This window comes from Niallia sp. CD-39 (genome assembly GCF_059874745.1).
In genome coordinates this window covers 77,435-103,857 of sequence record NZ_JCBCPS010000004.1, presented here as the reverse complement: position 1 = coordinate 103,857, position 26,423 = coordinate 77,435, and the positions used below count along the sequence as shown (strand labels likewise).

Here is a 26,423-nt window from a genome sequence, read left to right as displayed (position 1 = left end):
CCTGTCAATTAAGACGAGTATTTGCCTTTTTACATTAGATAAAAAAATGCCTAAGAAATCAATTGTCTTTCTTGTTTTTCTCACCAGTAATCCCATAAAAGAACAGCTTTGTTAACTCTTCTGTATATGGGAGCAAAGTAGGAGCGATTTCTGGCTTTTTCATAAACTCACTAAACATTTGTAAATAAAGTAAGATCGATTCATTAGAAAGGGTAGGGTCGATTTGCCCTTGTCTTTTTCCTTCTTCAAACAGCTCCATTAGAAGTGGAAGCCCTTCTTCAATATAAATCTTTTCTACATAACTTTTTCCAGAAGAATAGTCGAGCATAAACTCTTCAAAAAAAGCATTGCTCATTTTTTGAGCATACGAATTTTTATCGAATGTAAGCTGATAGAGTTTTTCCTTGAATGGAATGTCCCGTTTAAGAAGCTCCCTTTGTTCATCCCATATCGAGTTTACATAATATTGAAAAACGGTTTTGGTTAGATTGTCTTTGCTTTCAAAATAATTATAGATTGTTACTTGAGAAACATTAGCTTCCTTCGCAATTTCTGCAATGGACACCTTTTGAGTACCATATGTCATGAATAGCTTTAAGGCTGCTTCAATAATATTAATTTTTTTAAGTTCTTTTCTTCGTTCAAAGCCGTTCATATTGGTTCACCTCATTCTATAGTTTAATGAAAAAAAAGCAGGACCACAATCGGAAAATGGTCTTTTAGACTAGAATATTGACGAAATTTATGTATAATATGAAATATAAGTATAAATAAATTTCATAAATTTAAAGGGAGATGATGAAATGAAGACAGTTGAGATAAAGAACCTTTCAAAAAGATTTGGGAAGAATACAGTCTTAAATGATATGAATTTAGAGCTAGGTCATGGGGAGGTCTTTGGATTTATTGGCCCTAACGGTGCTGGTAAATCAACTACGATTCGCATCTTGCTTGGACTTTTAAAAGCATCATCGGGAGAGACAAGGATTTTTGGCAAAGATGCTTGGAAAGCATCGGTTGATATTCATAAAAAGCTCTCGTATGTGCCCGGTGACGTTCATTTATGGCCAAATTTGACTGGGGGAGAAGTCATTGATCTTTTCCTAAAGCTTAAAGAGGGAGGAAATAATCGCAAGAGAGAAGAACTAATACAACGATTTTCGTTCGATCCGACCAAGAAGTGTCGTACGTATTCAAAAGGAAACCGTCAAAAAGTTGCATTGATCTCTGCCTTTGCTTCAGATGTAGACTTGTTCATTTTAGATGAACCGACTTCTGGACTAGATCCTCTAATGGAACAGGTTTTTCAAGAGTGTGTGCAAGAGGTAAAAGATCAGGGGAAAACAGTGCTTTTGTCGAGTCATATTTTATCTGAAGTAGAAAAGCTATGTGATCGTGTCTCCATCATTCGTCAAGGGGAAATCATCGAAACGGGTTCGCTTAGGGATCTTAGACATTTGACTAGAAATAAACTAACCGTCCAAACGGAAAAACCAATTGTTACTCTTCAAAGTTTAGAAGGTGTTTATGATGTGGAAGAGTTGGATGGTAACTATACCATGCAAGTTGATCAGAAACATTTAGGAGATGTGTTGAAATACATCAGTAATTTTGAAGTGAATCATATTGAGACACAGAGTGCGACGCTAGAAGATTTATTTATGAACTACTATAAATCCCCGGAAATTGGGAGGGGGGAGTAATGTCTGTCTTTCATGGTACGTCCCAATTAAGCAAATTTATATTTAGGCAGCATCGGTTCAAGCTGTTTAGTTGGCTACTAGCACTTATTTTGATTACTGTCTCAGTTGCATATAGTTATCCCGCTATTTATCCGGATGAAGAAGCAATGCTTGCTTTTCTATACACAATGGAAAACCCAGCAATGAAGGCAATGCTTGGAGGTGGGTACGAAGTTTCACCAGAAACGTCCTTTGGAATTGGGCCAATATTTGCTCATGATATGTTGCTATTTTCTGCGATTGCAGTAGCTATTATGAACATTCTCTTCATCGTTCAGTTTACGAAAAAAGACGAAGAGCTAGGAAGAACGGAGTTAATCGGTTCATTGCCAGTAGGGAGAGGAGCATATATTGCAGCAGGTGTAATTGTAATGCTGATCTCTAATCTCATTCTGATTATTGGAATTAGTTTTGGTCTAGCAGCAGTAGGAATAGAGGGAATGGAATTTATGTCTTCCTTCTTATATGCACTATTACTAGGGGGAACAGGCATGGCCTTTGGTGCCTTAACACTTCTTGGGTCACAGCTCTTTCAAACATCGCGTGGAGCATTGGGGTTTTCATTTTTTTGTTTAATTGGAAGCTACCTGATTCGAGCAATTGGGGCTGTCAGTGTTGAAGTACTTTCCTATTTTTCACCATTAGGATGGACAGTAGCATCTTCCGTTTTTATGGATAATCACTGGTGGCCAGTTCTATTTTTTATTCTTTTCATTATATGTATTGGCTGTATTGCTTTTACCATTCATTTGAGGAGAGATTTAGGTGCAGGAATATTTTCAGAGAGAGAAGGCAAAGCCAGTGCATCACCTTTTTTGAAAACACAAATAGGTTTTAGTTACAATCAACAAAAAACACAAATCTTGTCGTGGGGAATCGCATTGTTTTTACTTAGTGTGACATTCGGTTCAATTTTAGGAGAATTGGATTCTTATCTTAGTGAGCTAGAGGTCATGCAAGCATTTATACAAGAAGACAGTGGAGTTGTAGAGGCATTTATCGCACTCATGATTGAGATTATGATTTTAATTGCGGCTATTCCAGTTATAATCATTGCCTTTGGGTTAAAAGGTGAAGAACAAAACAACCGTACTGAACTTATGTTTAGTCGATCTATTTCTCGTTATCGCTTTCTAGGAGGGTACACGATTCTTGCTTTACTTAGTAGCGTATTCTTCTTAATCTGTATTACTGTCGGCATTTGGGCGACAGGAAAGCCAATTATAGAAGAATCGATGTCTTTCCTAAAACTTGTAGAAGCTACATTTGTGTATATGCCAGCCATTGCACTTGTCATTGGGGCAGCAATCCTCATTTTTGGGTTGCAACCAAACTTGAGCATTGTCGTGTGGGGATATCTAGTATTTTGCTTTATCATTCTATATTTAGGTCCAATTTTAGAATTTCCAAATTGGTTTAATATACTATCTATTTTTGCACATATACCACAAGTTCCAATCGATGAAATATCTTATTCTATGTTAGGCTTCATTGTTTTCCTTGCTGCTGTATTAATGATTTCTGGTTTTCTTTTGTTTCGAAAAAGGGATCTATTAGGGTAATTGTTTTAGAGACTAGTAGTTTAAAAGCACCTAAGCCTTTTTAAAAAGATAAGGAAGACAAGAATTTTTACATCTAAGAAATTGAAGATTTACATTACTTTTCATTGTCTAGCTTAAGGGACTATCGGTTCTTTGATCTAGCAAAAGCCCGCGAGATACAATAGATCTTGCGGGCTTTTGCTATAGCTTTTAGACTCACAGGTTGTGAAATGCAACGATGTGAGTTGTTGGCACGTCGATATGCAGGTACTTACGTTTTTCTTATCTCTATACTATGCTGACTTGATTTTGAAATGGTATGATAAATTTGTATGATATAGGATGGGAAAGGTGATTCGTAATGAAATGGACGATAGAGGAAGCACTTAGCTTTGATAAAACGGATGAGCTAGCAAGGTATCGACAAGAGTTTTATCTTCACGAAGAGCAAATTTATTTGGATGGTAATTCGTTAGGCTTGTTATCTAAACGTGCAGAAGAATCGTTACTCAAGGTGCTTGATTCATGGAAGCAATTTGGGATTGATGGTTGGACTAATGGTGAGCATCCATGGTTTTATTTGGCGGAATCCCTAAGTGAACAGATGGCACCTCTTGTTGGTGCAAAAAATGAGGAAATTATTGTGACAGGGTCAACAACTGTGAACTTGCATCAACTTGTTGCATCTTTTTACCATCCGCAAGGTAATAAAGTTAAAATCATTGCGGACGAGTTGAATTTTCCAAGTGATATATATGCACTACAAAGCCAGATGCAATTAAAAGGAATTGATCCAGCTGAACATCTCATTCGTGTGAAAAGCAAGGATGGTCACACGTTGAAGGAAGAGGATTTAATTGCGGAGATGGCAGAGGATGTCGCTTTGATCGTTCTGCCGAGCGTGCTCTATAGAAGCGGTCAAATATTAAATATGAAAACCTTAACGGCTGAAGCACATAAACTAGGAATCTTAATAGGGTTTGATTTATGCCATTCCGTAGGGGCTATTCCACATAGATTAAGTGAGTGGGATGTTGATTTTGCGTTTTGGTGCAATTATAAGCATGTAAATGGTGGGCCAGGTAGTACTGGAGGGCTTTTTGTTAATAGCCGACACTTTGGCAATATTCCAGGAATTACAGGTTGGTTCAGTTCTGATAAGCAGAAACAATTCGACATGGAGCATACATTGACACCAGCGAATCATGCAGGTGCATATCAAATAGGGACTCCGAATATATTAAGCATGGCCCCATTAATTGGAGCGCTTTCTTTATTTGAAGAAATAGGGATTGAGAAGATTCGTCAAAAATCTTTAAAGTTAACAAACTACTTGATGGAACTAATCGAGCATGAGCTGAGTGCGCATGGCTTTACAATTCGTAATCCTAGGGAAGAGGAGAAGCGTGGTGGCCATGTTTATCTAGAACATAAAGAAGCGGCAAGAATTTGCCAAGCACTAAAAGCAGAAAATGTCATTCCTGATTATAGAACGCCAAATGGAATTAGGTTGGCACCGGTAGCTTTATATAACTCGTATGAGGATGTATGGCAAGCTGTGCAAAGAATGAAGAAAATTATGGAAAATGAGTTGTATAAGAAATACGAAAACAAACGAGGAGTGGTCGCTTAAGATGGGCAATGGAAAATGGATCGATATTTCACAGCCTTTAACAAATGAGATTGCCCATTGGCCAGGAGATACGCCGTTTCATTATGTAACTGCGTTTTCTAAAGCACAAACTGGATCTGTAAATATAGGAAAAATAACAACAAGCCTTCATACAGGTACACATGTCGATGCTCCATTTCACTTTGATGATGATGGGAAGAGGATTCTAGATTTAGAGATTGATCGGTTTATTGGGACTGCTTTGGTGATCGATGTTACAAACGAGGCTGTTATTACAAAAGAAGTACTTAGCTCTTTACACTTAGCAAAAACCGAAAGGCTATTAATAAAAACAAGTACAAATAGAGACGTAAACAAGTTTCCACAAGCTATTCCAATTTTAACAGTGGAAGCAGTTACCTATTTGCATGAATTAGGCGTTACATTAATCGGCGTCGATGTGCCTTCAGTGGATGCACTTGATAGCAAGGACTTACCGATTCATCATGCCTTATTTAAGTCTAATATCTGTATATTAGAAAACATTGTCCTTGATGGAGTGGAGGAAGGCGAGTATGAATTGATTGCCCTTCCGCTGCCAATAAAAGAGGGAGACGGAAGTCCGGTGCGTGCAGTCATCCGTAAATTAGAAGGGGGAGATCATGATGAATGACAACAAAGATATGAGAAATGCAACAACAGATGAGAAAAACATCCATACGGATTTTGTAAACAACATGACCTATGGGGAATATTTGCAATTGGATCATATCCTTTCAGCACAAAAGAGGCTCTCAGGCCATCATGATGAAATGCTTTTTATCATCATTCATCAAGTAAGTGAGCTGTGGATGAAACTGATCTTACATGAATTACGTGCTGCGATTGACTGTATTAATCGAGATGATTTATCTTCTGCCCAAAAACGTTTAGCGAGGGTTTCAAAAACACAATCACAAATCATACAAGCCTGGGATGTACTAGCAACGATGACTCCTTCAGAGTATATTGAATTCCGTGATTCATTGGGTCAAGCTTCTGGATTTCAATCGTATCAATATCGAATGATTGAATTTGCTTTAGGCTATAAGACGGCTCATGTGTTGAAAATTTATGAAAAAGATGAAGCACTTCATCAAGAGCTGGAAAAAGCATATAAAGAGCCAGGTCTATACGATGTGGCTATTGCAGCCCTTCAAAGAGCAGGTATTGAAATAGATCAAGCTGTCTTAAACCGAGATGTGACAAAAACATATATAAGCAGTGAGTCTGTTAAAGCTGCTTGGCTAGAAGTTTATCGTAATACCGATCAATATTGGGAGCTTTATGAACTTGCAGAAAAGTTGATTGATATTGAGGATTGGTTACAGCAGTGGCGATTCCGTCATATGAAAACAGTTGAAAGGATTATTGGGATGAAATCGGGCACAGGTGGGTCTTCAGGTGTGCACTATTTAAAGAAAGTGTTAGACCAACAATTCTTCCCAGAACTTTGGACCATTCGTACAGAGCTATAAAATCGAGTAAGGGTGAACTTTCAAGTTCACCCTTACGTACTTAATTTTCCGTTGATTTTTCTAGAAATGAATCAATTGAAAATGCGGCAACACCAATTGCAGCTGAATATGTTTTTAATTCCGAGAAGGTTACTTCTAATTCAGGATGGAAAAATGACATGGTTTGGGTTTGTATACTTTCAGCTATTTGTTTTTCGATCAAGGATTTTGCTTGTACCATTCGATTTCCGATAATCACCTGTTGAGGATTGAAAATTTTAATTAAATTTGTAATCCCTATACCAATATAAGAAGCATTTTTTTGAAAAAGATCTATTGCGTGTTTATTCCCTTGCTCAGCAAGTGAAATTAATTCTTCCAAGGAGGCAGTAGGTAGTCCCAGCTGTTTGCTTTCCTTTAGTAACGCCATTTCAGAAGCATATGCCTCCCAGCAGCCCTTATTGCCACATTGGCAATCTTTTCCGAATGCATCGATGGTCATATGGCCACTTTCACCAGCATACCCTTTGATTCCTCGATGTAAGAGGTTATTGATAATAATGCCAGAACCAATTCCGATCCCTAGGCTTACGTATAAGATCGAATCATGATTTCTACCGGCTCCAAATCTTTTTTCACCTAAAGCCCCCGCGTTTGACTCGTTTTCAATGAAAATATCATAATCGAATTTAGCCTCAAGTGAGGATTTTAAATCAACGTTTGTCCACTTCAAATTGGGTGCGGTTAAGACTATCCCCTCAGAACTGACAACCCCAGGTACTCCAACACCAATACCTACAATACCATTCTTGCTTTGTGGTGTATCGTGGATTAAGGCATGAATCATCTGAACAACACGGTGAAAAACTTGATCATACTCAGTGTTGTCTATGAATTCTTTCTTCTCAAGAACGACTTCCCCATACAGGTCAGTTACAATCCCTAGTAAGTAGTTGACACCGATATCAATGCCAATAGCGAAGCCTGCCTTTTCATTAAATAGGAGCATGACGGGCCTTCTGCCCCCGCTAGATTCCCCTGGGCCTAATTCCAATAGAAGTTCATCTTCCACTAAATCGTTTACGAGAGAAGATACCGTAGCTTTATTTAATCCTAGTCTCTGAGCAATGTCAGCTCTAGAAATAGGAGAATACTGATAAATTTCGTTTAAGACCATTTCTTTGTTTTTCATTTTTACGACTTGGTGATTCCAAGTAGTTGACTTACTCATAAACTCCCTCTTTCCTGACCTAGTATTTAGAATAATTATACAATAAAACTTAGTTTATTATCTAGACAAACTAAGTTTATGATGATAAACTCTTTTTTGAAGGAATAATTTGAAAATTCAAAAGGGGGTAATTCATTTGAAGAAATGTAAGGGCTTTCTTAAAGTAGTTTTGATTGGTTTATTTGTTCTTATTCTAGCTGCTTGCGGGCAAGATTCAAGCGATGGGGCAAGTTCAGAAGGAAGTGAAGAAAAATTAAGAATTGGTTTGTCTGTATCAGATTTAACACTTGAGCGTTGGCAGCATGATCGAGATTTTTTTGTTGCTAAAGCAGAAGAGTTAGGTGCAGAGGTAATTGTTCAGTCTGCTAATGGAGACGAAGCAAGCCAAGTATCACAAATTCAAAATATGTTGTCTCAAAACATTGATGTGCTTGTCATTATTGCAATTAACTCTGATGCACTATCAACAGTTGTTGATCAAGCAAAATCAGAAGGAGTACCTGTACTTGCATATGACCGATTAATTAATGGATCAGATGTTGATGCGTATGTATCTTTTGATAATGTCCGTGTAGGGGAGATGCAGGCGGAATTTTTAGTCGAGCAAGTTCCTTCCGGGAAGTACTTCTTAATGGGAGGATCTCCAACAGATAATAATGCAAAGATGTTTAGGGAAGGACAAATGAATATCATCCAGCCATTAATTGATAGCGGTTCCATAGAAATCGTTGGAGATCAGTGGGCAAGAAACTGGGATGCAAATGAAGCATTAAAAATTATGGAGAATGCATTGACTGCAACGAGAAATGAAATTGATGCTGTAGTCGCATCAAACGATAATACAGCTGGAGGAGCAATTCAAGCTTTGGAAGCACAAGGGTTAGCTGGTAAGGTTGTGATTTCTGGACAGGATGCGGATTTAGCCGGAGTACAGAGAATTGCTGAAGGGTTACAAACAATGACGGTTTATAAGCCAATTCAAGCCATTGCTGAAAAAAGCGCAGAGGTAGCAGTTGCATTAGGAAAAGAAGAATCGATTGGTACAGAGGATACTGTGAATAACGGAAAAGTTGACGTCCCGTTTATCAAGCTTGATCCTATTAAAGTTGGCAAGGACAATTTATTAGATACAGTTATTGCCGACGGGTTCCATTCTTATGACGATGTATATCGAAATGTGCCTGAAGGTGAAAGACCGTCTAAGCCATAAAATATGATTGACAGGCAGGAAGCACTTGCTTCCTGCTGTTTAGAAAAAACGAGTGAGAAGTGTCTTATGCTTGTCGGGTCTAAACAGTCGTCTTGCACTTTTCGAATTGTCTAGTTTCAGACGACTAGCCCCTCGAGGTCATAAGCCAAAGCCCTACAGAAATCAGGATTTCCTACGGTCTTCGTCTTATGCTTGTCGGGTCTAAACAGTCGTCTTGCACTTTTCGAATTGTCTAGTTTCAGACGACTAGCCCCTCGAGGTCATAAGCCAAAGCCCTACAGAAATCAGGATTTCCTACGGTCTTCGTCTTATGCTTGTCGGGTCTAAACAGTCGTCTTGCACTTTTCGAATTGTCTAGTTTCAGACGACTAGCCCCTCGAGGTCATAAGCCAAAGCCCTACAGAAATCAGGATTTCCTACGGTCTTCGTCTTATGCTTGTCGGGTCTAAACAGTCGTCTTGCACTTTTCTAATAAGGTGGTGGGTATGTGAATGAGTGAGTATGCATTGCAAATGTCAGGTATTACAAAGAAGTTTCCAGGTGTTTTAGCTTTGGATCAGGTGACTTTTTCTGTGAAGAAGGGAGAGATTCATGCTCTTTGTGGAGAAAATGGTGCTGGTAAGTCAACGTTGATGAAAATTTTAAGTGGTGTTTACCCAGCTGGAACATTTGAAGGTGAAATTTATATTGACGGGAAATCCGCTCAATTCAAAACAATCAAAGAGTCTCAGGATGCAGGTGTTGGCATTATTTATCAAGAGCTTGCCTTAGTAGAAGAGATGAGTATCGCTGAAAATCTGTTTTTAGGTCATGATCTCATGCGTGCGAAGGTGATTAATTGGAATGAAATATATGTTCAAGCACAGAAGATGCTAGAACAAGTTGGTTTACTAATCGATCCACAAATAAAAGTAAAAGAGTTAACGGTCGGAAAGCAACAGTTAATTGAAATTGCAAAAGCGTTGACAAAGAAAACCGACATTTTGATTTTAGATGAGCCAACAGCTGCATTAACTGAGAGTGATGTTGATGTATTAATTGGTTTATTAAACGAATTACGAAGAAGAGGTGTTACATGCATTTATATATCACATAAGCTAGGTGAAGTGATTGAACTAGCGGATACTGTGACCGTTCTACGTGATGGGAAGACAATTAGTACTGATTCAATACATGAGTTGGATGAACAATCAATTATTTCAAAAATGGTAGGAAGAGAGTTAACCGAGCTTTTTCCATATGAGAAACATCCGATTAGCGATGAGAAAATACTCGAGGTTGAAAATTACAATGTTGCGGATGAACGTGGCAACGATGTAATCGGTAATGCATCCTTTTATTTAAGAAAAGGAGAAATACTAGGGGTGTCTGGCTTAATGGGAGCTGGCAGAACTGAATTGTTTGTCAGCTTATTTGGCGGATCAACTGGAAAAAAACAAGGCTCAGTTATGATTGATGGCAAAAAAGTGTCTATTCAATCTCCTTATGAAGCGATTAAGGCAGGACTTGCCTATGTCTCTGAGGATCGCAAGCGATATGGCCTTGTATTAGGAATGAATATTACGCAGAATTCTACATTAGCTGCATTGAATAAAGTAATGAAATTAAAAGTGATCGATGATGCACTAGAGTTTCAAAAAGCTGATGAATTAGCTAAGAAGATGAAGCTTAAGGCACCGAATTTAGAAGCTCTCGTAGGTAAGCTTAGTGGTGGGAACCAACAAAAGGTCGTTTTAAGCAAATGGCTATTAACGAATCCAAAAATATTAATCTTGGACGAACCAACAAGAGGAATTGATGTTGGTGCAAAGTATGAAATATATAAAATTATGAATGAACTTGTCAAAGAAGGAGTAGGAATCATTCTAATCTCCTCCGAATTGCCTGAAGTAATGGGAATGTCCGATCGAATTCTAGTTATGGCAGAAGGGGAAATTACAGGGGAATTCTTAAGAGAAGAGGCAACACAAGAGAAAATTATGATGTGTGCAACGGGAGGGAAGGTTCATGAATAAGCAGTTTTCGGCCGAAGATGACGAGAAAGCGAAAAATCGAAAACTCACCTTTAAACTGGATTTACAAGCCTACACTTTAATCATTGCCTTAATATTGATTGCAGTGATCTTCACTGTGTTTACGGGAGGAGAATTTATTTCCTCTAGGAACCTATCAAACTTATTTACACAAATGTCTGTTATTGCAGTATTGGCAATTGGAATGACTTTAATCATTGTCGCAGGACATATTGATCTATCTGTTGGATCGCTCGTAGGGTTAACTGGTGGAGTAGCGGCAATATTACAAGTGTGGCACGGATGGAGCACGTTTTCAGTTGTTATTGTGGCCATTGCTGTCGGAATGCTGCTTGGTTTATGGCAAGGCTGGTGGGTTGCTTATCGAGCCGTACCGGCATTTATTGTCACATTAGGTGGGATGCTCATCTTTAGAGGAATATTGATTGGGCTCAGTAACGGGCAAACCGTTGCGCCAATGGATGATCAATTTAAGCAAATTGGGAATAGCTATTTGCCGTATATTCCAGGCTACAGTCTTGCGATCATTAGCATTGTATTATTGATTGGCTGGACGATTTACAACAGGAAAAATAGGAAGAACCTTGGACTTATGCTAGTATCACCAGTGATTGATTATAGTAAAGTTGGTTTATATGCTTTCTTTATCTTGCTATTCACATATATGTTAAATCGTTACATGGGGATTCCAGTACCAATTTTAATCGTAGTTTTTCTTGCAGGAATCTTTATTTTTATCTCGAATAAAACAGCTTTTGGTCGGTCTGTTTATGCTTTAGGTGGCAATCACGAAGCTGCGGCATTATCGGGAATTAATATTAAGAAGAATACGCTATGGGTATTCATCACAATGGGCGGCTTGGCTGGTGTTGCTGGCGTGCTATTAACAAGTAGATTAAACGCAGCAACAGTGAACGCGGGAAATATGTATGAATTAGATGCAATCGCAGCCTGTGTAATCGGCGGTACAAGCCTCGCAGGTGGACGAGGGAAAATCGTTGGTGCACTAATAGGTGCCTTAATTATGGCAAGTATAGACAATGGAATGAGCATGATGAATATTGAAGCTTTTTGGCAATATATCGTAAAGGGATTAATTTTAATTTTTGCAGTTTGGATTGACATAGCTAACAAAAAATAAAACATCTGGGGGATGGAAACGATGGCGTATTTTACAAATATAAATCAAATTCAATATGAAGGTTCACAGTCGACAAACCCATTTTCTTTTAAATATTACAACCCTAATGAAATCATAAACGGAAAAACGATGGAAGAACAATTGCGTTTTGCCATCGCATATTGGCATACGTTTACGATGGATGGAGGAGATCCTTTTGGAAGCTCAACTATGCAGCGCCCATGGGACCGCCTATCTGGTTTGGATTTAGCAAAGGCAAGAGTAGAAGCATCATTCGAATTTTATGAAAAAATCAACGCTCCTTATTTCTGCTTTCATGATGTGGATGTTGCACCAGAAGGAAATACATTAGCAGAAACGTTTAACAACTTAGATGTGATTACTGAGATGATTAAAGATTATATGAAAACGAGTCGTACTAAGCTGTTATGGAATACAGCCAATATGTTTAACCATCAGCGCTTCCAACATGGAGCAGCGACTGCGGCTAACGCTGATGTCTTTGCTCATGCTGCTGCAAAGGTGAAAAAAGGGTTGGAAATTGCGAAGGATTTAGGCGCAGAAAACTATGTATTCTGGGGTGGCAGAGAAGGCTATGAAACGTTATTAAATACAGATATGAAGCTAGAACAAGACAATTTAGCTAGATTCTTTCATATGGCCGTTGCGTATGCAAAAGAAATTGGTTATGACGGACAATTCTTAATCGAGCCGAAGCCGAAGGAGCCAACAAAGCATCAATATGATTTTGATGTAGCAACTAGCATGGCTTTCTTACAAAAATACAACTTACAAGATTCATTCAAGTTCAATATTGAAGCGAATCATGCAACATTAGCAGGTCATACATTTGAACATGAATTAAGAGTTGCAAGAATTAATGGCATGCTTGGATCAGTGGATGCTAACCAAGGTGATCCGTTATTAGGGTGGGACACAGATGAATTCCCAACAGATTTATATTCAACTACTCTAGCAATGTATGAAATTCTAAAGAATGGTGGATTAGGTAAAGGCGGATTAAACTTTGACGCAAAGGTGAGAAGAACATCCTTTGACACCGATGATCTTTTCTATGCTCATATTGCAGGAATGGATGCATTCGCAATTGGATTCAAAGTTGCGCAGAAGCTTATTGATGATGGGGTGTTAGATCAATTCATCGCAGAACGCTATAGCAGCTTTGATACAGGTATAGGAAAAGAAATTGTTGACGGAGTAGCAGACTTTCATTCACTTGAAAAATACGCATTAAATCAATCAACGATTGAAGTGGCTTCTGGTAGAACAGAGCTGTTGAGAGCAAAAATAAATCAATATTTATTAACGACAATCACGAAGTAAAACGTAAAAAGGATATACCAATGTTTTTTTGTGGTATATCCTTTTTCTACAAGAAGAGGTGGATAAGATGGAATATGTAGTTGGAATTGATTTAGGCACAAGCGCTGTTAAGGTTCTATTGATGAGTCAGCAAGGAGAGGTCGTTGGCGAAGTATCAAAAGAGTATCCATTGTATCAAGAAAGGTCAGGGTATAGTGAACAAAATCCACAAGATTGGGTGGAAAAAACGACAGAAGCGTTAAACGAGCTTGTTCGACGGTTTCAGGGAGAAGCCTCACAAATCAAAGGAATAAGTTTTTCAGGTCAAATGCATGGACTTGTTTTACTAGATGAAAATCAAGAAGTCTTGCGTAGAGCGATTCTTTGGAATGATACAAGAACTTCCAAGCAATGTGAAGACATATATTCAAAGGTCGGAAAAGAAAACTTGCTCAGAATTGCGAAAAATCCTGCATTAGAAGGGTTCACTCTGCCAAAAATTTTGTGGGTTAAGGAAAACGAACCTTCCATCTTCGAAAGAGCGGCAACGTTTTTATTGCCAAAGGATTATGTGCGTTTCAAAATTTGTGGTCATGTAGGCATGGATTACTCAGATGCTGCCGGAACGCTGCTACTTGATATGGCTGAAGAGAGATGGAGCACGGAGATTTGTGACCTTGTTGGTGTGAAGAGCACATTATGTCCACCTCTTGTTCAATCACATCAAGATTGTGGAGCGATCAGTGAGAGCTTCTCGTTGGAAACAGGGTTAGCAATTGAAACGAGAGTATTTGCTGGTGGAGCAGACAATGCTTGTGGAGCTATCGGAGCTGGCGTGATCAAGGAAGGCACTTCTTTATGCAGTATTGGTACTTCAGGCGTTGTTCTTTCTTATGAAGAAAGTAAAGACCTAGACTTTGAAGGGAAGGTGCATTACTTTAATCATGGAAAGGAAGCTGCTTATTACACTATGGGTGTCACGTTAGCAGCAGGCTACAGTCTTACGTGGTTCAAGAATACTTTTGCAAACGAACAATCTTTTGATGAGCTTTTAGCAGGATTAGAGGGCGTACCTATTGGGTCAAGAGGATTGCTGTTTGCACCATACCTTGTAGGTGAGCGAACTCCGTATGCGGACGCAACAATCCGTGGTAGCTTCATTGGAATGGATTCTTCCCACACTATACAAGAATTTGTTCGGGCGACAATTGAAGGAATTACGTTTTCTCTAAATGACTCGATCCATATTTTCAGAGAAAACGGGAAGCAAATTGATTCAATCGTCTCCATCGGTGGAGGAGCGAAAAATGAAACATGGTTGCAAATTCAGGCAGATGTATTTAATGCGAATATCATTCAATTGAATAGTGAGCAAGGGCCTGGTGTAGGAGCAGCGATGATTGCCGCAGTTGGAGTTGGCTGGTTTGAAACGTTTGATGAGTGTGCTGCTGTTTTTGTTTCTGAGAAAAAAGTGTATAAACCAATTGAAGAAAATGTGAAGAAATATGCGCATCTCTTCAACTTGTATCAACAAGTTTATGTACAAACGAAAGACTTGAGTAAAGAGCTGCAAGTATTTCGAGACATGAGTAGATAGAGGGAGGAATAGTGATGAGAAAGTTGAAATGGGGGATTATGAGTACGGCAAATATTGCTCAGACGGAGCTCATTCCTGCAATCAGAAGATCACAAGTCGGAGAGGTTCATGCGATTGCAAGCAGAGGGCCGAAAGTACATGATGTGGCAAAGCTTCATCAAATTCCAACAGCGTATGAAACCTATGAAGAGTTATTAGATGATCAAGAGATTGATGCGGTTTACATTCCACTTCCGAATCATATGCACTATGAGTGGGTAGAGAAGGCAGCTATGAAGGGAAAGCATGTTTTATGTGAAAAGCCGGCTGCAATTACTGCAACAGAAACAGAGAAGATGATTCAAATTTGCGAGAAGCATCAGGTGCATTTTATGGAAGCATTTATGTATCAATTTCACCCACAGCATGACAGAGTGCGTGAAATCATCCAATCTGGTGAAATAGGTGAGGTAAAATTATTTAAATCTAGTCATTCTTTTCTTTTTACCGACCGTGCTGGCGATATTCGAATGAACAAAGAGATGGGGGGAGGAGCGATTTATGATGTTGGCTGCTATTCCATACATGCATTAAGAACAGTATTGCAAAAAGAACCAACGTCAGTTCTTGCTCACTCGATAAATGATGAGGCATCAGGAGTTGATACATCTTCTATTATTCATTTAGAAATGCCAGATGGTATAGAAGCCATCATTGATTGCAGTTTTGATAGAATCGATCGAAATGAGTACGAGATAGTCGGTACAAAAGGTGTGATAAAAGTTCCATATGCTTTCCGCCCAGACCGGAATGGTGGGGTTGGCGAAGTTATTCTACAAACGAATAGAACGACTAGAAATGAAAAGCTGTTAGGGGATATTTATAGATTAGAAGTCGACCACTTCGCTAAAATGGTTATTCAGCATGAGCGCCCTATTTATCCAGGATCCTCTGCAACGCTTAATATGAAAGTCATCGAAGCTTGCTACGAGTCTACTGAAACATCGCAGCGTGTCTTGTTAAGTTAGGCGTGTGAAAAGATGAAAGTGCAAAAGAAGGAATTTGGTTGGCTATACAATGAACTAGTTTATCAATACAAAATTGAAAATGAAAATGGGGTAAGTTTTTCTTGTTTGAGCTATGGTTGTATTATTACGGAAATCATCACCCCGGATCGATCTGGTCATTTAGAAAACATTGTACTAGGCTTTGATTCATTAGAAGAGTACTTCTATAATAATTCGTTTGTAGGAGCAACAATAGGTAGACATGCCGGGAGGATTCGTAATGGTGTAATCAAGCTTGAAGGAAAGACGCACCAATTGGATCAAAATGAAGGTAGGCATCATCTCCATGGTGGCAAGAAAGGGTTTCATAATGCAGTATGGAGAGGAAGTGTCATAGAAAAGGAGAAGGAAGCATCTGTTCAATTTACACGATTAAGTATAGATGGTGAACAAGGATTCCCAGGAAATTTGATCATGCAAGTGACATTCACTTTAAATGAACAAAATAAATTGGCAATTGAATATAGTGCGAGCACTGATCAGCCTACATTGTTAAATGTGACGAACCATAGTTATTTCAATTTGTCAGGGAATGCAAAAGAGTCCATTTTAAATCATTCACTTACAATTCCAAGTGAAACATTCCTCGTTTTAGACGAAGAGTATTTGCCAACTGGTGAAGAAAGATCTGTCGATGGAACAGTATTTGATTTTAGAAGTGGTCGAAAGATAAATGAGGGCGTTTTTTCTAGTGATGAACAGAACCTTCTCGTTCATAATGGCTATGATCATCCTCTTGTATTGTGCCAAGAAAAGTCCGTCATCCTATTAGAAGATGATAAAAGTGGTAGAAGGATGCGAGTGACAACGAGCGATCCTTGTGTCATTGTATACAGCGGCAATAAGCTAGCCGGTGAATACAAGTTTAAAGAGAAGAAAGCTGAAAACTACTTAGGGGTTTGCTTAGAAACACAAGGATTTCCAGACTCATCAAATCATCCCCATTTTGCTTCGCCAATATTAGAAAAAGAAGACATCTATTCAAAAATAGTCGAGTATCAATTTGAGACATATGGATAATAAATAGCCAAGGTCCTTTATGACTTTGGCTATTTGGTTTTTATGGAAGATTTTCTAACGTTAAAAAGACCTATTCCGTAAGAGAGAATCTATTTCCTTAGCACTGTTTTGATAGTGATAAAGAATCACTTCTACTCAGTCCCATTGTGTTCCAATTTTGTTAATGATACCTTTTGTATGAATATTATGAATTTTTGTACAAATAAAGGGGGACAAGTATGAAAAATCGACGGCTTTCATCGATGTTTTTAATTGTTTTGCTCGTCATATCAACATTTACACCACATTTAGCATCTGCACAAGAAGGATACCCACCACTTGAAATGCCTCCATTAGAAGAACAATTACAACTCGAAAAGGAGCTAGAACGAAGTAATGCATTAAATGAGCACGAAAAAGAGTGGCAATCGAAAGCTAAAGATGGTTTGCCAAGGCTTGACGATGATTTAAATGACAACATAAACAATCATGAAGCAGAAGAAAAGGAACAACCTGGTTTTATAGAGAAATCGGATGAAAGAATTGTAGCTGAGTTAGAAAAGAATCAAAAAGTGGATGTTATCATTCATATGAAAAACGTGACAACAAAAGAAAGGGAACAAGTCATTCAGAACGCTTCGACCATTCAGGATCGATCAGAGCGTATTGAAGCTGTTCAAAATGAATTGAAATCAATTTCAAAACAATCACAGGAAAAAATAGTAGGCGAGCTTCAAATGATGCAGCATCAAGGACAAGTCGAGCGAATTGAATCATTATGGATCATTAATGGTATCGCAACAACCGTCACAAAAGACGCTTACAGTAAATTACAGGAACGTGAAGATATTGAAAAAATTGTAATGGATGAAATATATAATTTACCGGAATATGACTTAAATGAATCTAAACCAAGATTACCTGAGTGGGGACTTGAAAAGATCTATGCTCCAAATGTATGGGGCACCTATGGATTGAATGGAAACGGTATTGTTGTTGGAATTATGGATACTGGGGTAGAGGCAAGTCATGATGCATTAAAGCATAACTATCGCGGAAGAGATGGAAATCATACATACTCTTGGGCAGATTTCTCTTCCAATCGGTACGCTACACCGCGTGATGGAAATGGACATGGAACACACGTAGCAGGTACAGCAGTTGGGGGAGGTTCTGGTGAACCAATAGGAGTAGCTCCAGGTGCAGAATGGATTGCAGCGAAAATATTTAATGATCAAGGGTCTGCTACAACTTCTGGAATTCATCAAGCCTTTCAATGGTTCATGGCACCTGGAGGAGATCCGAGTAAGGCCCCACATGTTGTTAACAATTCGTGGGGAAATTCAAACACGTATAACACTGATTTCTTAGAAGGAGTAGAAGCATGGGCTGCGGCTGGGATTTTTCCTTTGTTTGCAGCTGGGAATGATGGTCCTGGTGCGTCGACAATCGGTTCACCTGGGAGTTTTCCACAGTCGTTTACGATTGGTGCAACGACAAATGCTGATCAAATCGCTAGCTTTTCAAGTAGGGGGCCCGTCATTTGGGATGGTGTCCGTTTGCTTAAGCCGGACGTTTCAGCACCAGGGCAATCTATTTATTCTGCTTGGCCAGGAAATCGTTATCATACGATCAGTGGTACATCAATGGCAACACCACATGTAGCTGGTGCCATTGCACTTTTACTAGAAGCAAATCCTACTTTAACAATTGAAGAGATTAAGGAATTCCTAAAAAGCACGACTAGAGTTGAAGGACATATGGGGGTTCTACCAAATGACTTATATGGTAATGGGATTGTTAACATTTATCAGGCTGTAACGGAGGCCGCATATGCAGGAGAGGTGACAGGAAGAGTCGTCGATAAAGAAGGAAATCCAATCGTCTCCACAATAGAAATAAAAAGAGAGAATATAGAGCTTACCACTAATGAGAACGGAGAATTCTCGTTTAAGGTTCGAGAGGGTACACATGACCTAAGTATTGACTCGTTTGGTTATGAAGAAATGACTGAGAAGATTACAATCATCAAGGGAGACTCTATCGAAATTAATAGGTCACTTGTAAAAGCTCAATCTCATAATCTATCAGGTGTTGTAACCATGGACGGTGAACCGATACCTCATTTACATGTGACGTTACAAGACACCCCGCTGTCTATTTTACGAACAGATCGTAATGGTACCTTTACGATAAAAGGGATACCAGAAGGAAAGTACTCTCTTTCGGTAACCGGATCGGCAATCAATCGCAAGGTTGTAGAGATTATAGTAGACCGTGATCAAGACTTACAGATTGCTGTTGAACAAACGAATCGAAAGTCGCAAGAGGGCTGGCATACTGCTAATAATCAAAAGACTAGAAATGCTCTATCGAATGAGGATATTTCAGTCGTTCATCTTCTACAAAAGAGCCAGATTGACGTTAGAGGGAATATTTTATTTTCCTCACCAGTAGTAGGAGATAATACAATTGTCGTAACAACAGATACAGGAAGAGTCCATGCGTTTGATATACAGAATGGAGAAGAAAAATGGACGTTCTCCACTGGGGCAATGAATCGCTCTACTCCAACGATTGCAGGTGGAGTCGTCTTTGTTGCAGGCGGTAGTGATCAGCGTTTGTATGCATTGGATCTAGATACAGGCAATATTCTTTGGCAAAAGGCATTAAATCAAGCCGTTGTTTATGAGGCACCTTTATATGATAACGGTATTGTATATGTAAGTTCAAATGTTACAAACACAACCGCTATCATTGCTCTTGAAGCAGAGTCAGGAAATGAGTTATGGAGAAAAACAATAGCTGGAGCAACTTACTTTGGTGCAAGCAGTAATGAGGACAGTTTATTCATTGGCAATATGGAAGAACGAACGCTCTATGCTCTTTCAAAGGATGATGGAAGCGAGCAATGGTCGTTTACTGTGCCGCATACTGGACAAGGGTTTGCTTCTTTTCCTGTTATCGTTGATGATATCGTTTATGCATTTACAACAGACTTTTCCCAAACAGGTTATCTTTGGGCAATTCAAGCGAATACTGGGGAGGAAATTTGGCATAAAGGCGGTATAGGAGACACACAAGCTGCTGCCCCTGTCGTTTATGATGATATTCTAGTCACTCCATCGTCTTCAACTTCCGCATTAAAAGGGTTTAACCGCCATACGGGTGAATTGATTTGGGAAAATAAACAGGTGAGTACTTCCGTTAATAATGGTGCTGTTTCTAGCAATGGAGTGTATTTTATTGGAGATAGCACAGCGACCTTAAAAGCAGTTGATCTTTTCACAGGGGAAATCTTACGCCAATGGTCGTTGCCAAGCTCATCATCTAGTGTTCCAGCAATTCTAGCCGGGCAGGTAGTAGTTGCATCGCAATCGGCGATTAGTCTTTTTTCTGCACCGGGTGTGCTGAACGGATTAGTAAAGAGTCAGGTTGATGACATTTTAGAAGGATATGTAAGAATAATAGAAAATGAAGAATCGATTCAAGCGGATGAAATGGGTAAGTTTGCAGTCACTTTACAGCCTGGTAAGTACAATCTGAGGATTGGAAGCTATGGCTATAGTCAAATAGAGAAACCATATCATTTCGTTTCAGGAATTTCAGTTGAGGAGACGTTTGTTTTAGAGCCAGTGGGGATGGGAGAATTTATTGGACAAATCATTGATGCAAGAAGTGGGGAAGCCGTGGAGAATGCTGAAGTAACGGTAGTAGATTCTCCTCTGAAAACCTCAACAAATACAGAAGGACGGTTTGCTTTTACGGACATTCATGCTGGTAAATACGAGGTTGTAATTACTGCCGCGGGATATGTTAGCAATACAACAACGATTCATGTTCGTGAAGGAGAAAAAACGGAATGGATTGCTAAGCTTCAGCCAATTGATGTTGCTGTCCTAAATGATTACGAGGGAACATTGACAAAGGTTTTAGAGCAAAATGGAATACGAGCAGAAGAAAGACAATGGGAAGGTATTCTAGACGTACTTGAAAAATATCAGGTTGTTTATTTGAATGGAGCGTATTTATCTGGTGGATGGAAACCATCTAAGGAAGAAGTACAAGCGTTACTAGATAAGGCTAAAGAGCATGAAGTGAGTCTATTTTTTGCAGATACATGGGGTCCGAACTATGGATCGATAAAAGATTTGGTGTCACATTTCAATAACCCTAGCTCTTATTGGGGAAATAATCGCAACACGAATTTGACCGCACAAGTTGTGAGTGAACATCCAATATTAGAAGGTTTTAATAGAGGAGATCGAATTCCGTTAGTATCAAATGGAGCAGCATCTGCTTTTCAAGGATACTCAGGTAGAATTCTTACGACTGTAACAAGTCAGCATTCTGGTGAGATAGGAAGTGGGTTGGCGTATAAAGCTGTAACGCCTAATAGTGCTCATATTCTTCTCTCAACAGGTACGACTTCATCATGGAACAACCCCACTCAAAACTGGTTACAAGGTCAAATCAATCTTATTAAGAACAGTTTGAATTATTTAATGGATGACTTAACGTTCGGAGAACTAAGTGGAACAGTAACTGATTCAAGTGGTGAAGCTTTAGAGGTGCAAATGTCGATAGTAGAAACTGGAGTTTCCGTTCTTACGAAAGATGGAAAGTTTGGATTTTTTCATGATGAAGGATTATACACAGCTGAATTCAGAAAGAATGGGTATGAAACAATCCGTCAAGAAGTGGAATTCGTATATGGAGAGCCAATTTCCTTGGACTTAGTCATGGGTTCAGCAAATGACGGCATGATTTCCGGTAGAGTTACAAATGCACTAACAGGGCAACCAATTGAAGGAGTAAATGTTCAATTATTTACTGCTGAAAGCGAGCTTGTAACTGAAGTTGAGACAACAATGAATGGAGGATACGAGTTTACGAGTTTAGACTCAGCAGCCTATACTTTGATTTTTGACCATAGTGAGTATGTATCCAATCAAACTTCCATTGAGCTTACAGGAGAGTCGCAAATTTATCATCAAGCGCTTCATCCTACACCGAATGTAGCAATAATCGGTGATCGCACGACTGGAAATGACAAACTAAGAGATCTTTTCGGAGCGAGAAATATTCATGCAGAAAATTATCCAACAACAGCAGCATTTTTGGAAGATAGTGAAAGGTACGATGTTGTCTTCTTTAACTCACAATCGAGCCTATCAGAATCCGACTTCATAGACTTTGTAAAAGCAACGGATGAACACGAAGTCAGTGTCATCTACGGAGATTTGTTTTTCAATACAGGTGGTGTACATTATTTAAATCAATACCGTAGCGATCCTGAAACTCGTGAACGCTTAAACACTCGTACAAGTGCAGCTCAATATATTGTAAAAGAGGAACATCCGCTCTTTGCCAACAGGCAGGTTGGTGATGTAATTGAGATTTTATCACCGAATGGAAGTAGAGTTTCGACTTTCGATGGATATAGTGGATTTCCATTAGCAGATGTACAGCACGCCGAATCACCTAAACCACACGGATTAGGAGTTGCATATAAGCCTCGCACGGCAGGTAGCTTAGAGCTGTTAATGAGCGGACACGCAGTTGGTTTAGAGCATTATGGGAGTGACTATACAGAGGACGGGGTTGATTTATTTATTGAGGCGCTCCTTTGGTCTGCTTATGAAGAATTTCCTCTAGTAGAGGGAATTGTTACTGATGAATATGGGCAGCCAATTGAAGCGGATGTAGAGGTGAGAATCAATGATTCAATCGTCTCAACCTTTACGAATAAAGAAGATGGCTCATTTAGTTTAGCGGCGATTGAGGGTGAAGCCACTCTAGCTGTTCGCGCATTTGGATATGCGGAGGTATCAAACCAAATTGAAATCGAAGATGGAATGGAATCGTTCACAATTGAGCTAGCGGAAAAAGACAATGTTGGTGCAATTGAAGGAAGTGTCAATAATAAGCTTTCCATAGACTCTGTTGAAGGAGTTTCTGTTGAATTAAGTGGTTATCCTCGGGAAGTTATGACAAATGCCCAAGGGAACTATCGTCTAGAAGTTATTGAGCCAGGTAATTATGAATTGAAGTTTATGAAAGAAGACTATTTAGTAGAAACGCGGACTGTGACAGTAGAAGCAAACGGAATTGTGAGATTGAATCTTGATATGAGATCATCGCCTACAGTCGGTATTATCGTAGATTCACAAGTAAGCAATTCAACGACTCTAGCAACCTACTTAGAGTCATTGGGCTTTTATACTCGATCGATTTTCTATGATGATTTGGAGGCACTTGCAGAGGTCGATGTCGTATATGCGAATTCAGACTATAATAATAGCTTAATTCCAGATGAAGCAACCTTTAATGCTTTTATTACAGCGTTAGATGAGACGAAAACCTCGGTCATTTGGACAGGGCAGCATGGTGGACGGGGTAGCATTCGTTATATGGTTGATTATAAGAATAATCCAGAAATTGAATATCGAGGTACTGGGGATCGAACGTCTACGATCGAAACAATCGTAGAGCACCCAGTTTTTGAAGGAATCGATGAAACTTTTGAGATCACTCATGCATCCGGATATTATTACGGATTTGCTGGTTACAATGGTACGACACTTGCGATGATGTCAAATTCAGCATTAGACGAAGATATTCCTGTAATTGCCTCGAAAGGAAGAACGACGGATAGTGTTGAATTGTTATTAGGAAATATGACGATAGGTCATAACTTCCATCCAACTCATCAAAACTTTGATGAGAATCGAAAGCAGTTGTTGAGGAATTCGCTTTTATGGGCGATCGATCATGAGGAGAGCTATGCTGGTGAGATTTATGGCCAATTAAAAAATCAAAACGATCATTCAGTTCAAGGTACGGTAACCGTTGTAGAAACTGGTGATATCGTCCGTACGGATGAAAACGGTCGATTCTTTTTAGGGCTGCCAGGTGGGACGTATCAGCTCCAGATTGATGCATTTGGTCATACGAATGTGAATCAAACGATAGAAGTTGTGAATGGTCAAATTGATGACATGATGTTTGTGATGCAATCTGAGCAAATAGGTATTGTAAATGGAGAAATCCGAGCTGACGGAACTGGCGACTTAGTTGCAGGAGCAGTTATTGAAGCGATCGGTACAGGCAATAGAGTGACGACAAATGAGAATGGCGCATTTGAGCTTGTTTTACCAGAAGGAAATTATTCACTACGAATCACAGCAACAGGATACAAGCCAGAAGTAGTGCAAGTTGAAGTGAGCGAAAATGATACGTCCACGGTACAAGTTCATCTACTGCCATCACAAGAAATTGCGTTAGTTGCAACAACCGCCAATCAAAATCGACTCATTCCGTTTTTAGAAGAGAATGGGTTTGAGGTGACTGGATTTGAGCGAAATCAACAAGAGGCGTTGAAAGAAAGGATGAATGAATTTGGTGTAATTCTTTTGAATGATTCCTTTTCAAACAACAATCGAACACAATATGAAGAGTTTCTTGCTGCAGCGGATGAAGCGAAAGTGAGCATAGTATTTACTAGTCAACTCGGTACTGGACCAATCACAGAATTACGCGATTATGTCGGAAATCCAGCAACAGTGTCTACGGGTTATGTCCCAAGAACAATTGCTTATGAAGTGAAGGAGAACCATCCAATATTCAACGGATATGAGCAAGGAGAATCCATTTCTGTCTTAACGAATGGAACGGGCAATCAGCAATACAGTACTTTCGAGCAATATAGCGGTACAACGATTGCTGACTTAGTTCATGATGAAAGAGGAAGAATTGGTTCTGGGTTAGCATTTGATTTCCGCTCAAGTGCCCATGTCCACGTGTTATTAAGTTCCTTTGCTGTTGGAACTTATGGAAGCCCCGAAACTCGTTGGACGGAAGATGGAAAACAAATTTATGTAAACACACTTGATTGGGCATTAACTGCATCTCAAGGAGAAATATACGGGTCGGTAACGAATGAAGCAGGTGAACCGATTCAAGGAGCAATCGTTTCTATTGATGATCTGCAAGTCAGAACGAATGATCAAGGAAGATATGTATTAGGCATAGGAGTCGGTGTGTATAACATTACAGTTGATGCGATAGGATATGAGTCGACAGAACGAGAAATAGAAGTGTCAGATGTCGGTGAAGCTGTTGAAGCAAATTTCGAGTTAACGGCATTAGAGAATATGACCCTATACGGGCAGGTGATTGAACAAGGATCTTCGGCAGGACTACTAGAGGTGGACGTATCGGTTGTGAATCTTGAACACAATTTTGTGAGAACGACTACAACAGATAATGCTGGTTCCTATGAATTGAACGATTTAATCGCCGGTCCATACGAAGTGACTTTTACGAAAGATGGTTATCAACCTATTACGAGGGAAGTCGTAATTGTAGCAGGAGAACATCAGCAATTGAACATTAATATGACAACCTACAATATTGCTGTACTTGGTGACTTTAATGAAGAAATAAGCAATCTCCTTAATGAATCAGAGTTGGCAGCAGAGCAGGTTGATTGGAGTATACTCGATCATATCGACTTGTATGAAGTGATTATTGTAAACGATGGGAAAGGCACAGTAGAAAATATGGAACAATTAATTACTCGGAGTGACGAGCATGAAATCAGCCTAGTGTTTTTAGATACTTGGGGAGCAGAAAGTGGCTCGATACCATTGTTAGGAAAAGCAACAGGGCAAGTAAGTCGTGATCAGCAAAGCTATGGGGAAGGCTCGGTTGAATTAATAATAAACGACTCCTCTCATCCAATTTTCACTGGTTTTGAAGAAGATGCAATTACGATTCTAGCTGAACAAAGCCCGTATGCAACATTCAAAGATTATGATGGAATGGAAGTTGGTTCGTTACAAGTGGATGGTGAAGAAAAAGGAACATCAATCGGCTTTGAATTTAGAAGCGAAAATCATGTTCATCTCCTTCTATCCGCTTTCTCTGTTAATAATATGGTCGGTCCAAGCAGGGGGTGGACGGAAGAAGGAAAAAGAGTCTTTGTTCAATCTGTTGAATGGGCGAAGGAAGCAATTGGTGTATTACCAAACGAACCTGTCTGGAAAGATAAATCATTAAAGATTCTAGAAGGTGAGGTAGAGGTATCAGGCTATACCAGCGCTGATACTGAGGTGAGCATTATTAAAGGAGAAGAAACAATCGGAGAAGCGATCTCTGATGAATACGGAGTCTTCACAGTCACTCTGGAGCTTCCGGTTGGTCGCTATCAGTTACATGCCGAGGCGAAAAACAGCGTAGGGACAACGAGAACTAGATTCCCATTAAGTATAGAAGTATTGCCAAAATCACAGAATCCTGGTGTGCCACCAGTCAACCCAGGAATCCCAATATCATCGTAAGTTGGATTTGACGACATAATTTTAGAGGGAATTTAAAAACCAACAGAAGTTCTTTATAATGCTTGCCAGATTAGGTGTGCAGTCGAATGAAGATTCGAAAATAACACA

At 39.3% G+C, this 26,423-nt stretch carries 15 protein-coding genes; 13 read left to right on the top strand and 2 right to left on the bottom strand.

Annotation, left to right across the window (positions count from 1 at the left end; genetic code table 11):
* Positions 1-58: 58 nt before the first annotated feature.
* Positions 59-655, bottom strand: coding sequence for a TetR/AcrR family transcriptional regulator (locus AC6F34_RS10790; protein WP_500771924.1), 597 nt, complete (start codon positions 653-655; stop codon positions 59-61).
* A 148-nt stretch (positions 656-803) separates the two neighbouring features.
* On the opposite strand from AC6F34_RS10790, the gene AC6F34_RS10785 reads away from it, so the two are divergent.
* The 5 genes from AC6F34_RS10785 to kynA all read left to right on the top strand — a co-directional run bounded on the left by AC6F34_RS10785 (position 804) and on the right by kynA (position 6,412).
* Positions 804-1,703, top strand: a complete 900-nt coding sequence (locus tag AC6F34_RS10785; RefSeq protein ID WP_500771922.1) for an ABC transporter ATP-binding protein — start codon at positions 804-806, stop codon at positions 1,701-1,703.
* A complete protein-coding gene (locus AC6F34_RS10780) occupies positions 1,703-3,304 on the top strand; it encodes an ABC transporter permease (RefSeq protein ID WP_500771920.1) in 1,602 nt (533 codons plus the stop codon). Before AC6F34_RS10785 ends, AC6F34_RS10780 begins: the two co-directional genes overlap by 1 nt.
* A gap of 340 nt (positions 3,305-3,644) precedes the next feature.
* Positions 3,645-4,916 carry a kynureninase gene (kynU, locus tag AC6F34_RS10775; protein WP_500771918.1) on the top strand — a complete coding sequence of 424 codons (1,272 nt, stop codon included), beginning with the start codon at positions 3,645-3,647 and terminating at the stop codon, positions 4,914-4,916.
* A gap of 1 nt (position 4,917) precedes the next feature.
* Complete coding sequence (gene kynB / locus AC6F34_RS10770) at positions 4,918-5,568, top strand: arylformamidase (RefSeq protein ID WP_500771916.1); 651 nt, start codon at positions 4,918-4,920, stop codon at positions 5,566-5,568.
* Positions 5,561-6,412, top strand: coding sequence for a tryptophan 2,3-dioxygenase (kynA, locus tag AC6F34_RS10765; protein WP_500771914.1), 852 nt, complete (start codon positions 5,561-5,563; stop codon positions 6,410-6,412). Before kynB ends, kynA begins: the two co-directional genes overlap by 8 nt.
* 40 nt (positions 6,413-6,452) lie before the next feature.
* Here kynA and AC6F34_RS10760 read toward each other — a convergent pair whose 3' ends face one another.
* Positions 6,453-7,622: an ROK family protein gene (locus tag AC6F34_RS10760; RefSeq protein ID WP_500771912.1), complete on the bottom strand. Its 1,170-nt coding sequence runs from the start codon at positions 7,620-7,622 to the stop codon at positions 6,453-6,455.
* A 136-nt stretch (positions 7,623-7,758) separates the two neighbouring features.
* Here AC6F34_RS10760 and xylF point away from each other — a divergent pair, with 136 nt between their 5' ends.
* The 8 genes from xylF (at position 7,759) to AC6F34_RS10720 (ending at position 26,315) form a co-directional block, all read left to right on the top strand.
* Positions 7,759-8,832, top strand: a complete 1,074-nt coding sequence (xylF, locus tag AC6F34_RS10755; protein ID WP_500771910.1) for a D-xylose ABC transporter substrate-binding protein — start codon at positions 7,759-7,761, stop codon at positions 8,830-8,832.
* A gap of 491 nt (positions 8,833-9,323) precedes the next feature.
* Positions 9,324-10,847, top strand: coding sequence for a xylose ABC transporter ATP-binding protein (locus AC6F34_RS10750; protein ID WP_500771908.1), 1,524 nt, complete (start codon positions 9,324-9,326; stop codon positions 10,845-10,847).
* A complete protein-coding gene (locus tag AC6F34_RS10745; protein WP_500771906.1) occupies positions 10,840-12,006 on the top strand; it encodes a sugar ABC transporter permease in 1,167 nt (388 codons plus the stop codon). The genes AC6F34_RS10750 and AC6F34_RS10745 overlap by 8 nt, the downstream gene beginning before the upstream one ends.
* A 21-nt stretch (positions 12,007-12,027) precedes the next feature.
* Positions 12,028-13,350 carry a xylose isomerase gene (xylA, locus tag AC6F34_RS10740; RefSeq protein ID WP_500771904.1) on the top strand — a complete coding sequence of 441 codons (1,323 nt, stop codon included), beginning with the start codon at positions 12,028-12,030 and terminating at the stop codon, positions 13,348-13,350.
* A gap of 67 nt (positions 13,351-13,417) precedes the next feature.
* Positions 13,418-14,926, top strand: coding sequence for a xylulokinase (xylB, locus tag AC6F34_RS10735; protein WP_500771902.1), 1,509 nt, complete (start codon positions 13,418-13,420; stop codon positions 14,924-14,926).
* Positions 14,927-14,940: 14 nt separating this feature from the next.
* Positions 14,941-15,933 carry a Gfo/Idh/MocA family protein gene (locus AC6F34_RS10730; RefSeq protein ID WP_500771900.1) on the top strand — a complete coding sequence of 331 codons (993 nt, stop codon included), beginning with the start codon at positions 14,941-14,943 and terminating at the stop codon, positions 15,931-15,933.
* A 12-nt stretch (positions 15,934-15,945) separates the two neighbouring features.
* The gene (locus AC6F34_RS10725; RefSeq protein WP_500771898.1) at positions 15,946-16,992 is read left to right on the top strand and encodes an aldose epimerase family protein; all 1,047 of its coding nucleotides are present in this window, start codon (positions 15,946-15,948) and stop codon (positions 16,990-16,992) included.
* A 218-nt stretch (positions 16,993-17,210) separates the two neighbouring features.
* Positions 17,211-26,315 (top strand): carboxypeptidase regulatory-like domain-containing protein, encoded by a 9,105-nt coding sequence (locus AC6F34_RS10720; RefSeq protein ID WP_500771896.1) that lies wholly within the window; start codon positions 17,211-17,213, stop codon positions 26,313-26,315.
* The last annotated feature ends 108 nt before the right edge of the window (positions 26,316-26,423 follow it).

Excerpts from the sequence above, each read along its gene's own strand:
- AC6F34_RS10790 (WP_500771924.1), bottom strand. The coding sequence starts at position 655 with ATGAACGGCTTTGAACGAAGAAAAGAACTTAAAAAAATTAATATTATT.
- AC6F34_RS10785 (WP_500771922.1), top strand. The coding sequence starts at position 804 with ATGAAGACAGTTGAGATAAAGAACCTTTCAAAAAGATTTGGGAAGAAT.
- AC6F34_RS10780 (WP_500771920.1), top strand. The coding sequence starts at position 1,703 with ATGTCTGTCTTTCATGGTACGTCCCAATTAAGCAAATTTATATTTAGG.
- kynU (WP_500771918.1), top strand. The coding sequence starts at position 3,645 with ATGAAATGGACGATAGAGGAAGCACTTAGCTTTGATAAAACGGATGAG.
- kynB (WP_500771916.1), top strand. The coding sequence starts at position 4,918 with ATGGGCAATGGAAAATGGATCGATATTTCACAGCCTTTAACAAATGAG.
- kynA (WP_500771914.1), top strand. The coding sequence starts at position 5,561 with ATGAATGACAACAAAGATATGAGAAATGCAACAACAGATGAGAAAAAC.
- AC6F34_RS10760 (WP_500771912.1), bottom strand. The coding sequence starts at position 7,622 with ATGAGTAAGTCAACTACTTGGAATCACCAAGTCGTAAAAATGAAAAAC.
- AC6F34_RS10750 (WP_500771908.1), top strand. The coding sequence starts at position 9,324 with ATGAGTGAGTATGCATTGCAAATGTCAGGTATTACAAAGAAGTTTCCA.
- AC6F34_RS10745 (WP_500771906.1), top strand. The coding sequence starts at position 10,840 with ATGAATAAGCAGTTTTCGGCCGAAGATGACGAGAAAGCGAAAAATCGA.
- xylA (WP_500771904.1), top strand. The coding sequence starts at position 12,028 with ATGGCGTATTTTACAAATATAAATCAAATTCAATATGAAGGTTCACAG.
- xylB (WP_500771902.1), top strand. The coding sequence starts at position 13,418 with ATGGAATATGTAGTTGGAATTGATTTAGGCACAAGCGCTGTTAAGGTT.
- AC6F34_RS10730 (WP_500771900.1), top strand. The coding sequence starts at position 14,941 with ATGAGAAAGTTGAAATGGGGGATTATGAGTACGGCAAATATTGCTCAG.
- AC6F34_RS10725 (WP_500771898.1), top strand. The coding sequence starts at position 15,946 with ATGAAAGTGCAAAAGAAGGAATTTGGTTGGCTATACAATGAACTAGTT.
- AC6F34_RS10720 (WP_500771896.1), top strand. The coding sequence starts at position 17,211 with ATGAAAAATCGACGGCTTTCATCGATGTTTTTAATTGTTTTGCTCGTC.